This window comes from Salinifilum aidingensis, from assembly GCF_054782015.1.
The window spans coordinates 387556-400526 of record NZ_BAAGTH010000003.1 but is presented as its reverse complement, the minus strand read 5'-3'; the positions used below and the strand labels follow the sequence as shown (position 1 = coordinate 400526).

8 protein-coding genes and 1 tRNA gene are annotated in these 12971 nt (G+C 72.1%); 5 read left to right on the top strand and 4 right to left on the bottom strand.

Annotated features, from left to right (window positions below):
• The first annotated feature begins 526 nt into the window (after positions 1 to 526).
• The 4 genes from ACYVJE_RS06905 to ACYVJE_RS06890 are packed head-to-tail and all read left to right on the top strand — an operon-like array spanning position 527 to position 3061.
• Positions 527 to 976, top strand: coding sequence for a YbaB/EbfC family nucleoid-associated protein (locus ACYVJE_RS06905; protein WP_461143766.1), 450 nt, complete (start codon positions 527 to 529; stop codon positions 974 to 976).
• Between the two features lie 3 nt (positions 977 to 979).
• Positions 980 to 1294 carry a type VII secretion target gene (locus ACYVJE_RS06900; protein WP_461143765.1) on the top strand — a complete coding sequence of 105 codons (315 nt, stop codon included), beginning with the start codon at positions 980 to 982 and terminating at the stop codon, positions 1292 to 1294.
• 1 nt (position 1295) lies between these two features.
• Positions 1296 to 2390, top strand: a complete 1095-nt coding sequence (locus tag ACYVJE_RS06895; RefSeq protein ID WP_461143764.1) for a WXG100 family type VII secretion target — start codon at positions 1296 to 1298, stop codon at positions 2388 to 2390.
• A complete protein-coding gene (locus ACYVJE_RS06890) occupies positions 2387 to 3061 on the top strand; it encodes a hypothetical protein (protein ID WP_461143763.1) in 675 nt (224 codons plus the stop codon). The genes ACYVJE_RS06895 and ACYVJE_RS06890 overlap by 4 nt, the downstream gene beginning before the upstream one ends.
• Before the next feature lie 336 nt (positions 3062 to 3397).
• On the opposite strand, the gene ACYVJE_RS06885 is transcribed toward ACYVJE_RS06890, so the two are convergent.
• A tRNA-Thr gene (locus ACYVJE_RS06885) sits at positions 3398 to 3471 on the bottom strand.
• Positions 3472 to 3603: 132 nt separating this feature from the next.
• Between ACYVJE_RS06885 and ACYVJE_RS06880 the strand changes: the two genes are divergently transcribed.
• Complete coding sequence (locus tag ACYVJE_RS06880; protein ID WP_461143762.1) at positions 3604 to 5283, top strand: hypothetical protein; 1680 nt, start codon at positions 3604 to 3606, stop codon at positions 5281 to 5283.
• 213 nt (positions 5284 to 5496) lie between these two features.
• Here ACYVJE_RS06880 and ACYVJE_RS06875 read toward each other — a convergent pair whose 3' ends face one another.
• The 3 genes from ACYVJE_RS06875 to ACYVJE_RS06865 all read right to left on the bottom strand — a co-directional run bounded on the left by ACYVJE_RS06875 (position 5497) and on the right by ACYVJE_RS06865 (position 12608).
• Complete coding sequence (locus ACYVJE_RS06875; protein ID WP_461143761.1) at positions 5497 to 6714, bottom strand: DNA polymerase III subunit delta'; 1218 nt, start codon at positions 6712 to 6714, stop codon at positions 5497 to 5499.
• 59 nt (positions 6715 to 6773) lie between these two features.
• Complete coding sequence (gene topA, locus ACYVJE_RS06870; RefSeq protein ID WP_461143760.1) at positions 6774 to 9725, bottom strand: type I DNA topoisomerase; 2952 nt, start codon at positions 9723 to 9725, stop codon at positions 6774 to 6776.
• Between the two features lie 585 nt (positions 9726 to 10310).
• Positions 10311 to 12608, bottom strand: a complete 2298-nt coding sequence (locus ACYVJE_RS06865; RefSeq protein ID WP_461143797.1) for a sodium-translocating pyrophosphatase — start codon at positions 12606 to 12608, stop codon at positions 10311 to 10313.
• Between the last annotated feature and the right edge of the window lie 363 nt (positions 12609 to 12971).

Here is a 12971-nt window from a genome sequence, read left to right as displayed (position 1 = left end):
CACGATCACCGCCGATGCGGCCAGCGCACCGAGCACTCTCTTCCGCTTTTCCGCCATCGTGGAGTTCACTCCTCGGGCGTCGAACGGGTCTTCGTCCCGCGACGGGAGGGACGTTGCCGCGGCCGCTCCAGCGACCACAGTGGACCTTAGGGACGCCCGCGACGGCGCGCACTTCGATCGCGCGCCGAACGGGCCGGATCCGGCGCGCCACCCCTTCCGCGGGGGAGCGAGCGCTCGCCCACAGGAACACGCCGTTTCCCGGTGCGGACACGCTACGCGCACGACGAGCCGCAGCGTCAGCCGCCGGAACCAGACCGCGCAGCGGCGGGCGGACATTTCGCCCTACGGCGCGTCACTGCCCCATCGTGTGATGACGCAGCACTGGCGCGAAAACGAGCGCTCCTCCCTCCCCGAGTCGGACGCGTGACCCGCGCCACTCGCGCACCCGGTGCGCGCGAACCCGTCCAACCGGCCTCCCCGATCCCTTAGAGTCCCCGGAAGAACGACCCGGAACCCCGGAGGCACGATGTCCGATCCGACCGATCCCGACCAGTTGCTGGCGGACTACCAGAACAAACTGCGCGAAGCGGAAGCGAAGAGCCAGCGCATCAACGAGGCGATCGGGGGCGTGCAGGTGACCGAGCGCAGCGGCGACCGCGAGGTCTCGGTCACCGTCAACAGCTCGGGCAACCTCGTCGACCTCTCCTTCGGCAGCGGCATCAAGCGCCGCGACCCGGAGGGACTGGCCCAGGAGGTCCTCGACTGCGTCAACCGCGCGCAGACGCGGGCGAGCGAGCAGCTCCGCGAGGCCGTCCAGCCGGAGATGGGCGACGGCGCGGCGTTCGACTTCATGCTGAACAGCGTCACCAGCGCCCCCTCCGGCAGCGACCAGGGTGCCCAGCAGGACACCCGCCCCGGTCCGGAGGACCCGGACGAGGACGAGGACTTCGGCGACGGCACGTGGCTGCGGGGGTGACCGGTGGGCGAGAACGGATTCCAGGCCTCCCCGGAACAGCTGCGGCGGCACGCGGGGGCCGTCGACGACGTCGCCGGCACGTTCGACGCCGCGGCGCAGGCAGCTGGGCAGACCACGCTCAACACCGACGCCTTCGGCGTGATCGGCCAGTTCCTCGCCTCGGCCGTCATCGCCAAGGAGGCCCAGGTGACGGGCATGGTCCAGCAGCTCGCGGAGTCCACGAAGTCCCTCGCGGACGACGTGCGCAGCACCGCCGACGACTACGAGAACTCCGACGGCGCGGCCGTCGACGCGCTCAACCAGGTCCGGCAGGGGTGACATGAGCGAGAACGACCTGATCGAACAGCCGCGCAGCAAGGGTGACGGGCCTTGGATCGGCAAGGAATCCATAACCAACGGGGCCGGTCCCATCGACTCGGCGTCGAAGACCGTCGACGCCTTCGGCAGCGGCGACTGGGCGGAGGGACTCGCCCAGGGCGCCGGCACGGCCCTCGACGGGGTCGCCGGACTCGCCGATCCCCTCGCCATGCTCGCGTCCGCCGGCGTCGGCTGGGCGATGGAGCACGTGTCCTTCCTGCGCGAACCGTTGGACTGGCTCGCCGGGGATCCCCCCGCGATCGACGCGATGAGCCAGACGTGGAAGAACATCGGCCAGGAGATCGACGACGGCTCCCAGCAGTTCCAGAACGCGGTCAAACAGGCCACCGGCGACTGGGCCGGCCCGGCGGGCGAGGCCTACCGGGCCACGGCCGATCAGCAGAAGCAGCTGCACGCAGCCGTGGGCGCGGCGTGCTCCTCGATGGCCGCGGGTGTGAAGACCATCGGCACGGTCATCTCCGTGGTCCGCGGAATCGTGCGGGACATGATCGCCCAGGCCGTCGGCGAGATCATCGCGGCCGCAGCAGAATGGGCGATCGCAGGCCTCGTCAGCGCCGGTCTCGCCGCACCCGCCGCCATCGCCGACATCGTGCGCCGGGCCACGAAATGGGCCGGCAAGATCAGCGAGTGGATCTCGAAGATCGTCTCCGCCTTCAAGAAGGCCTGGAACGCGCTCGAGGAGTTCGGGCACGGCATCGGCCAACTTGCCACCGGCATGCGCAAGGGAGCCGCTGCTGTAACCGGGACGACGGGAATGCACCGCGGCCAACTCACCAAGACGGGTGTTCCTGGGTATCACGGACAAGGGTCTCTCGATGAGAGTGCCGCAGTCGGGAAGTTCTCACTTCCCACTCCGTTGCGCGAGCAACAGAGCTTCGGCTGGCACGTGGACACGGGCAACGACGCGGCCAAGCTCGGCTGGGAAGGCGTGAAGAAGACGACCGAGCTGGACAACGCCCCACCGGACGAAACGGGCCAGCACGACGGGACGAAGCGCCCGGAGAACAAACCGACGGGTTGGAGCGGAACACTGTGACGGACCCCCAACAGCAGAACACGCCCTCGCTCGCCGCACGGCAGAACGCGGTCACCATCACCTTCGGCGGACCCCCATCGACGTTCATCAAGGCAGGTCTGGGTCTCTCCCTCCTCCTGGGAACGGCGCTCATCGTCACCGCCGTCTACGGCTTCGCCACCGGTGACGGACAAGGGTTCCCGCCCACCCCGATGCAGACGGGCGCGGCGATCGTCACGCTGCTCATCGGCCTGTTCCTCGGAGCTCCGGGCTACATCACCGTGATCTTCTGGAAGGCGATGACCGGCAAACGTCACCTCACCTTCGACCGCACCGGCGTGCGGTTCCAACCCCCGACGAGGCCGGGTTTCGCCGTGCGCTGGGAGGAGCTCTCCGCCGCTCGTCTCCGCGTGAGCACCCCGCTGCGCGTCAGCAACGTCGAGCACCCCATCTACTTCAAAGCCGACCGCACCAGCATCTCACTGGAACTCCAAGCACACAGTCCCGAACCCTTCGGCCAGGCCCACCCGAACATGAGGGGCTACTGGTCGCTGAAGGAAGAACCCGGCCTATACCGGCTACCGCTGCCCGTAGCCAGCCAGCAACTGCCGCACATGGCCGATGCCATCTTCACCTACGCACCCCAGACCTACGGCGGCGTCGTCTCCGGGAAGCGAGGGCCCCTCTCGTGACTCCGGAACTCGTCCCCGCCACACAGCACCACGCATAACACCGCGTTCAACGCGGCAGAAACGAGCAGTCCGAACAGGACGGACTTCGGGAACGCGCGGTTGCCCGCCGCACCTGTCCGCGCCCCGGAGAAACGACCGCCGGCCGCTGCGGACGTCGCTGCGGACACCAGCAGCGGCGGGCACCCGCCACACCGGGGAGACGCTCGGGACGCGCACCGGTCGGGCGCGGGGTCGAGCGGGCCGATCAGCCGCGAGACCCCGGACGCACCGGGCGAGCGGTGCCCGAAACGCGAGCAGGCCCCTCCCGACTCGCGGAAGGGGCCTGCTCGGCACCGGAGCCGCCGAGGGGATTCGAACCCCTGACCTACGCATTACGAGTGCGTCGCTCTGACCGTCTGAGCTACGGCGGCGTTGCGCGCACGAGTCTACCCGGCCGCCCCGCGGCGCCGCGCACCACCCCCTCGCGTCACCCGCACGCCCCCGGCTCGTTGTGAGATCACGTGACGCTCGTCACCGTGCCGTCCGTCATGGAGGGGAGCCGGATGAGCGCAAACCGGTCCGCGCGGAGCCATCGCACCACCGCACGTCACCTCGTCGCCCTCATCGCCGTCCCGGTGGTGTGCGCCGCGCTCGGCGCACCAGCCGCTGCGGCCCAGTCCGCCCCGCCGACGACCCCCGTGCCGGAGCCGGCCGATCCCGACCAGCCACCGGCCTCCGAGCCGCGGACGCAGCCACCGGTGCTCGGCGAGGCGGGCGCGATGCTCGGCGGGGTGCGGATCCTGCCGCGCACGGTCACGCCGGACACGATCATGAACGACCCGGAGTTCGAGGGGACGCTGCCGAAGCAGTCCGTCGCCGCAGTCGGGTTCGGCATCACCAGCGCCACGGCCAACTCGGAGGCCTTCCTCGCGAGCGAACGCGCCAAGGCCCGCGCGGCACCGGTCGCGGTCGGGCTGGGCGGCAGAGCCCCGCGGCTGCCCGGCACGGTCCTGCAGGCGGCGGTTCCCGACAACGCGCAGCCGGAAGTCACCGGGCTGCGGATGCCGGAGCAGGCCCGCGGCGAGGTCGATGCGGCCGGGTTGTCCGGCAGGGCGCACGCGCGCTGGAGCGAGCAGCGCGGGCCGTGCGTCGACCCGATCGCCGACGCTCGGTTCTCCCTGGGCCAGGCGGCGGCGGTGAACGAGCTGCCCGCGACGCAGGGCGTCGATCCGCGGTTGCAGGACCTCGGCGGGCTGCTGGGCGCGCCGTCCGGATCGCTGGTGCGCATCCCCGACGTCGCGCACAGCCACTCCACGGTGCGCCTCGTCGACAACCCGGCGGGGCCCGGCAAGGCCGTGCGGTCCACCTCGCGGATCAGCCTGGGCAGCGTCCGCCTGTTCGCCGGCACGGACCGGGAGATCGGCGTGGACGTCGTGCACCGGCCGGTGCTGTCGGTGACCGCCACCGGCGACCCGGAAGAATCCACAGTGGACTACGAGGCACCGGTGCTGCGGATCACCCGCGGTGGCGAGGAGGTCGCCACGCTCGACGCGGCGAACCCGAGCGCCGAGCTGCCGATCGGCCCCGCGCCGCGCAGCGGCCCCGGCCTCCCGCCGCTCGACCTCGGGGTGCTCCGGTTGAGCATCGGCGAGCTGCGCGAGGGCGCGCTGGGCGACGGGCAGACGGGCGCCGCGGCGAAGCTGCTCGACCTGCGCGTGCTGCCGCACCTGCCCGCGGACCGCGCCGCGCTCGCGCAGGTCACCATCGGCGAGCAGACCGTCCGCGCGAAGGCCCCGGAAGGCGGCGTGCGCTGCGGAGAACCCGGGACCGCGACGGGCTCGCGTTCCGGCGGCGGTGCGCCCACCCCCGGCCCCACCGCGGATCCGGACCCCGGTCCCGGCGGGGGCGCTGTGAACCGGCCCGCCGAGGAGCGGAGCAGCACACCGCCCGGTGCCGCGCCGGAGCCCGGCGGCATCGGCGGCGCCGAGCGGGCCGACGGCGGGGCGACCGAGGGCGCCGCCGATGCGGCCGGTGGCACGAACCCGAGCGGTGCGCACCGGAACATCGAGGCGCAGGGCGAGCTGCGCCCCGGGGCCTTCACCGACGAGGGTGCCCAGCAGCGCAACGCGGTTTCGCCCGCCGCCAGCAGCGGCCTCTCCCCCACCCCGCTGTTCTGCGCCGGCGCCGCCCTGCTCGTGCTGAGCACCGCCCTCGTCCTCGCCCTGCGCCCCCGCCGCGGGTGACCCGTGCCCGCGTGGTGACAGCTCCTGCTGCAAACGTGTGGGGACAGTTCGCAATTTTCATGAAAATTGCGAGCTGTCCCCACGCTGGCGGGTGGAAAACGCACCGCTCACCGATTCGTCCGCGGGGCGGTGCATCACCCCCGGCGGCTCCTCGGGGCATCAAGCGGGCCGCCGAGGGGCGCGGTGGTCGCGAGCACGGGGCCGCCGGAGGGCTCAGCCGCGGTGGAGGGCGGCCACCATGGCCTCGACGGCCACGGCGGGTTTGACGTTGCGCCCCAGCGCGCCGCGGCACTCCAGCACGGCCTCCAGCCGCCGCAGCGCCGACTCCGAGGTCCACTCGTGCGCCGCGCGTTCCGCGTCCCCGCGGAAGTCCGGGTGGTTCAACGGCACGTCCGCACCGGCCCGCAGCACGAGCACGTCGCGGAAGAAACCCGCCAGATCCACCAGCGCCAGGTCCAGCGCGTCCCGCTGCGAACGCGTCGCCCGCGACTTCTGCTTCTTCTCCAGCTCCTTCAGCGCCGCGTTCGCGCCCTTGGTCGCCTGCGCCGTGCCCTTGCCGGTACCGCCGGCACCCATCGCGGTGCGCAGCTGCTCCTTCTCCTCCTCGTCGCGCTCGGCGTTCGCCGCCTGCGCCTCGGCCTCGGCCGAGCTCACCAGCTCACCGGAGGCGGCGAACACCTCGGAGAAGCGGTTCAACCGCGCCGGGACCCGCAGCACCCGCTCGCGGCGCTCCCGCGCGTCCGCGTCCGTGGCGAGCCGCCGGGCGCGCCCGATGTGCCCGCCGCACACCGACGCCGCCCACCGCGCGCGCTCCGCGTCCACCCCGTCGCGCTCGCGCAGCACCTCGGCGATCGCCCCCGGCAGCGGGGTGCGCAGGTGCACCACGCGGCAGCGGGAGCGGATCGTCACCGACACGTCCTCGGGGTGGTCGGACGGGGCGCACAGCAGGAACACCGTCCGCGCCGGCGGTTCCTCCACGACCTTGAGCAGCGCGTTCGCCGCTCCTTCGGTGAGCCGGTCGGCGTCCTCGATGAGCACCACGCGCCACTGGCCGGTGGACGGCCTGCGCGCCGAGGCCTGCACGAGCGAGCGCATCTCCGAGACCGAGATGGACAGTCCTTCGGGCACGACGACGCGCACGTCCGCGTGCGTGCCGCCCTCCGTCGTGCGGCAGGCGGAGCACTCCCCGCACCCGGGCCGCTCCGGATCCGTGCACTGCAGCGCGGCGGCGAACGCGCGCGCCACCACCGAGCGGCCGGAGCCGGGCGGCCCGGTGAACAACCACGCGTGCGTCATCGCACCGCCGACGTCCGGTTCACCCGCAGCGGCGCGCCGCGCGGCCCGCACGGCGGAGGTCAGCGTCGCCACCGCGTCCGGTTGGCCGACGACCTCCGCCCACACGCCACCGGCCACGTCCGTGCCGGTCGTCATAGGTTCGCGCTCCCTCCGCTCCGGCACCCCGCGCGGCTGTCACCACGCGCACCCGACCGTCAGGCCGACTGCGCGGTGCCGGTCCTCGCTGAGCCGGAACTCTTCGACGACTTCCCGCTCGACGACTTCCCGTTCGGGGACTTCCCGCTCGCCGACTTCGACGAGCTGCCCGTGCTCTTGGCAGAGCCACCGCCGCTCTTGGTCGAGCCGCTCTTGGTCGAGCCACCGCCGCTCTTGGTCGACCCGCTCGCCGACTTCGACGACCCGGACTTGGCGGAGGACGAGGACGACTTCGACGACGTGCTCTTCTTGCCGGCGGACTTCTTCTTCGGCGGCGCCTTCGCCCGCCGCTCCTGGACCAGCTCCACCGCGCGCTCGAGCGTCAGCGACTCCACGTCATCGCCCTTGCGCAGCGAGGCGTTCGTCTCCCCGTCGGTGACGTACGGGCCGAACCGGCCGTCCTTGACGACGAGCTGCTTGGACGTGTCCGGTTCCTCGCCCATCTCCCGGAGCGGGGCCGCCGGGGCGCGCCGCCCGCGCTGCTTCGGCTGCTGGTACAGCTTCTTGGCCTCGTCCAGGGTGACCGTGAAGATCTGCTCCTCGGACTCCAGCGACCGCGAATCGGAGCCGCGCTTGAGGTACGGGCCGTACCGGCCGTTCTGCGCGGTGATCTCCTCCCCGGAGTCCGGGTCGGTGCCCACCACGCGCGGCAGCGACAGCAGCCGCAGCGCGTCCTCGAGCGTCACGGTGTCCAGCGACATCGACTTGAACAGGCTGCCCGTTCGGGGTTTGCTCCTGTCGCCCTCCGGCAGGACCTCCGTGACGTACGGGCCGAAGCGGCCCTCCTTGGCCACCACCTCGTGCCCTGTCTCCGGGTCGGTGCCGAGGCTGCGGCCCTCCATCGGCGTGGCGAACAGCTTCTCCGCCACCTGGGCGGTGAGCTCGTCCGGCGGCAGGTCCTCCGGCAGGTTCGCCCGCTGCGCGGAACCGTCGGCCAGCGGCCGCTCCAGGTACGGCCCGTAGCGGCCCACCCGGACGTAGACCGTGCGGTCCTCCTCGTCGGTGAACATGGGGATCGAGTTGACCTCGCGGGCGTCGATCTCCTCCACGCCGGAGCCGACGAGCTTCTTCAGCCCGCCCGCGCGGCCGATGGACCCCTCCGGGCCCACGTCGCCGCCGAAGTAGAACCCGTTCAACCAGCGGCTGCGCTCCTGCGCGCCCTCGGCGATGCGGTCGAGCTCGTCCTCCAGCGCGGCGGTGAAGTGGTAGTCCACGAGCCGGCCGAAGTGCTTCTCCAGCAGGCCGACCACGGCGAAGGCGATCCACGAGGGCACCAGGGCCGAGCCCTTGCGCCACACGTAACCGCGCTCCTGGACCGTGCTGATGATCGACGCGTACGTCGACGGACGGCCGATGCCCAGCTCCTCCAGCGCCTTGACCAGGCTCGCCTCGGTGTACCGGGCGGGCGGGCTGGTCGAGTGCCCGTCCGGGTCCATCCCCGCCGCGGTGATGGCCTGGTCCTGCACCAGCGCGGGCAGGCGGGACTCCTGGTCATCGGCGACACCGCCGGCCTCCGAGTCCACCGACTCCACGTAGGCCTTGAGGAACCCGGGGAAGGTGATCGTGCGGCCCGAGGAGGCGAAGGTGCACTCCTCCCCGCTGGAGGCGGTGCCGGTGACCCGCACCGACAGCGTGGTGCCCTTCGCGTCGGCCATCTGCGAAGCGATCGTGCGCTGCCACACCAGCTCGTACAGCTTGTACTCGTCGGTGTCCAGCTCGGCGGCGACCTCCCCCGGCGTGCGGAAGGTGTCCCCCGCCGGGCGGATCGCCTCGTGCGCTTCCTGCGCGTTCTTGACCTTGCGGTTGTACTGCCGCGGCTGCCCCGACAGGTAGCTGTCGCCGTAGAGGTCGCGCGCCTGGTTGCGGGCCGCCGCGAGCGCCGTCTCGGACAGCGTCGTCGAGTCGGTCCGCATGTAGGTGATGTAGCCGTTCTCGTACAGCCGCTGCGCGGTGCGCATCGTCCGGTCCGCGGAGAACCGCAGCTTCCGGCTCGCCTCCTGCTGCAGCGTGGAGGTCATGAACGGCGCGTACGGCTTGCGGGTGTAGGGCTTCTCCTCGACCCGCGAGACGTGCAGGTCGGCCTCGGCGAGCGCCCCGGCGATCCGGCCGGCCTCCGCCTCGGTGAGCACGACCGCGTCGTCGCTCTTGAGCTGCCCGTCCGGGCCGAAGTCGCGTCCCGCGGCGAGCTTGCGGCCGTCCACGGAGACGAGGCGGGCGCTGAAGCGCCGCGGGTCGGCCTGCGCGCCCGCGTCCAGGGTGGCGGCGATGTCCCAGTACTCGGCGGGGACGAAGCTGATCCGCTCCCGCTCCCGCTGCACCACGATGCGCGTGGCCACGGACTGCACCCGGCCCGCCGAGAGCTTCGGCATGACCTTCTTCCACAGCACCGGGCTGACCTCGTAGCCGTACAGGCGGTCGAGGATGCGGCGGGTCTCCTGCGCGTCGACCATGTTCTGGTCCAGTTCGCGCGGGTTGGCCGCGGCGGCCCGGATGGCCGACTCGGTGATCTCGTGGAACACCATCCGGTGCACCGGGACGTTCGGCTGCAGCGTCTCCAGCAGGTGCCAGGCGATCGCCTCGCCCTCGCGGTCGCCGTCCGTGGCGAGGTAGAGCTCCTCGGCGCCGTCCAGCGCCTCGGACAGCTCCGAGACCGTGCCCTTCTTGTCGGCCGTGACCAGGTAGAGCGGTTCGAAGTCGTTGTCCACGTCCACGCCCAGCCGCGCCCAGGACTGGCCCTTGTACTCGGCGGGGACGTCCGCGGCTCCGCGCGGCAGGTCGCGGATGTGCCCGCGCGAGGACTCAACGACGAAGTCCGACCCGAGATAGGACGCGATCTTGCGCGCCTTCGCCGGGGACTCGACGATCACCAGCCGGTGACCGCCCGCCCCGTTCTGGGATGCGGAGGTCCTCGGAGTACCCCCGTTCTTCTTCGTCCGTGTCGACCCAGCCACGCTTACCTGCTCTCTTCTCGCGGAGGCGTTCGATCCTCCCTGTACTCAGCGGCATCATCGCCCGTCGGAGTGCGAGGCCCCCGGCTGCGGGGAGCGGTGCACCGGCGCATCCGTCGAATACCGCATGTCCCTTCCGTTCACTCGAGCGCACACCCGAACCACGAGTGCCGCGCGACCACGCGGGCGCCTCGACGGTCCTCAGTGTGCCCTCGCCAGGTGTGCCCCACTCTGCCGGGAACGCACAGGGTTGCACACAACACGACCCACGTCGCGCCCCGTACGAACGTAACGGGACACGTTCGGATTCCGATGCGTGACCCAGCGTGATGTGCGTCAAAGCGCGCCGGCCGCGGCCGGGTGCACCGCGGCGGTCGTGCAGCGCGGTGCTGCCGCCCGCCCCGCCGGGCCGCAACCGCGCGAGCGGGACGCGCCCGCCGGCTACCGCAGCGGGCCGGCGCCGAAACGCGCGAACCCGCCGCGGCACGGCGCGCGTGAGCATCCGCGCAGCGCAGTCGTACCACTGCACCACGCGGCGGCCCCGCGTGCGGGACACGCGGGGCCGCCGGGAGCGCTGCTCGCAGGACGTTACGCCGCCCCGTCGGGGAGCCGGTTCGGTGACTCCTCGTCGATCGCGGTGCTGCGCCGCTTCGACACGACGATGGCGGCGAGGATGACGAGCACGGCGACGACGGCGATGCTCACCCGCAGCGGGACCGAGGCCGCGTCACCGACGGTGACGGCCACCACGGCCGGCGCCACGAGCACCGAGACGAGGTTCATCACCTTCAGCAGCGGGTTGATCGACGGACCCGCGGTGTCCTTGAACGGGTCCCCGACGGTGTCGCCGATGACGGTCGCGGCGTGGGCCTCGGAGCCCTTGCCGCCGTGGTGGCCGTCCTCGACGAGCTTCTTCGAGTTGTCCCAGGCGCCGCCCGAGTTCGCCAGGAAGATCGCCATGAGCGTGCCGGTCGCGATCGCACCGGCGAGGTAGCCGGCCAGGGGCCCGACGCCGAGGCCGAAGCCCACGGCCACGGGGGCGAGCACGGCCAGCAGGCCCGGGGTGGCGAGTTCGCGCAGCGAATCGCGGGTGCAGATGTCCACCACCCGGCCGTACTCGGGGCGCTCGGTGCCGTCCATGATCCCGGGCTTGGCGTGGAACTGCCGCCGCACCTCGTAGACGACCGCCCCGGCCGCGCGGGACACGGCGTTGATCGCCAGACCGGCGAACAGGAACACCACGCCGGCGCCGATCACCACGCCGACGAGCACGTTCGGCGCGTACACGAGGTACTCGCCGGGGCTGAGCGCACCGCCGATGCCGGCCAGCGCCTGCCCGATCGCGTCGGTGTAGGAGCCGAACAGCGCGGTCGCGGCGAGCACGGCCGTGGCGATCGCGATGCCCTTGGTGATCGCCTTGGTCGTGTTGCCGACGGCGTCGAGCTCGGTCAGCACCTGCTCCCCCTCGCCCTCGAGCTCGCCGGACATCTCGGCGATGCCCTGGGCGTTGTCGGCGACCGGGCCGAAGGTGTCCATGGCGACGATGACGCCCACCGTGGTGAGCAGGCCGGTACCGGCGAGCGCCACGGCGAACAGCGCCACCGCCAGCGACCCGGACAGCAGGAACGCGGCGAACACGGCCGCGGCGATCACCAGCGCGGTGTACACGGCCGACTCGAAGCCGACGGAGATGCCGGAGAGGATGACGGTCGCCGGCCCCGTGCGGGAAGCCCGACCGACGTCCCGCACCGGCCGCGTCTCGGTGGCGGTGAAGTAGCCGGTGAGCTTGAGGATGACGACGGCGAGCACGATGCCGATGACCACGGCGCTCAGCGCCACCACCGCGGGGTTGCCGGCGGTGGCGGTGATCTCCGGGGGCACGCCGGTCAGCCCGGAGAAGGAGTGCGGCAGGTAGATCAGCGCCGCCGCGGCCGAGGCCACCGCCGCGATCGCAGCGGAGATGTAGAAGGAGCGGTTGATCGCGGTCAGCGCTCCCTCGTCCCGGCGCGCCCGGGTGATGTACACGCCGAGCACGGCGGTGACGACGCCGATCGCCGGCACGATCAGCGGGAACAGCAGCCCGTGCATCCCGAAGGCCGCGGTGCCGAGGATCAGCGCGGCCACCAGCGTCACCGCGTAGGACTCGAACAGGTCGGCGGCCATGCCGGCGCAGTCACCGACGTTGTCGCCCACGTTGTCGGCGATCGTGGCCGCGTTGCGCGGGTCGTCCTCGGGGATGTTGTGCTCCACCTTGCCGACGAGGTCGGCACCGACGTCGGCGGCCTTGGTGAAGATCCCGCCACCGACACGCATGAACATGGCCAGCAGGGCGGCGCCGAAGCCGAACCCTTCCAGCACGCGCGGCGCGTCGCCGGCGTAGACCAGCACCACCAGCGCCGCGCCGAACAGCCCGAGCCCGACGGTGGTCATGCCGACGACACCGCCGGTGCGGAAGGCGATCCGCATGGCGCGCTCCCGCGCCCCCGCGGACTCGCGGGCCGCCGCGGCCACGCGCAGGTTCGCGCGGGTGGACAGCCACATGCCGAGGTAGCCGATGAGCGCGGAGAAGGCCGCACCGGCGAGGAAGAACAGCGAGCGGCCGATGCTCTCGGCCACGCTTTCGGCGGGCAGCGCGAACAGCGCGAAGAACACGATGACGGCGAAGACCGCCAGGGTGCGGAACTGCCGGTTGAGGTAGGCCGAGGCGCCTTCCTGGACGGCCGTGGCGATGTCCTGCATCCGCGGGGTGCCCTGGCCGGCGGCGAGGACTTCGCGGATGAGCAGGTACCCGAGGGCGAGGGCGCCCAGCGCGATGACCATGACCACGCCGACGATCGTGTAGTCGGCGCCGCCGAGGGCGATCGGTGCGTGCTGGGCGAGATCCATCCGGGGGTGCGAACTCGGTGGTGCAGCGCCCTGAGCCCAGCCATCGAGGCCCGCAGCGGGGCCCGGCCGCGGCTCGGCCGGCATCAGCAGGGACATCCGTCCTCCTGGTTCGTGCTCGGTTCGGTGCCGGTGTCGCACGTGCGCGGCGCCCGCCGGCGCGTGCGAGACGCCCTCGCCCGGTGCGACCGCAGGTCGACCGCGGCGACGTCGTGATCGCGCAGTCTATGCCGGAATCAAGTGTCATACCTCACCGTGTGATAGCTCACTCGCCCTGACGTGGGCATTCAACCGCAATTGATCGATTCAGCACCGCCGCTTATCCCTCGAAAGCAGTGCTCGTGATTTGGTCCGAACGGGTGTCAT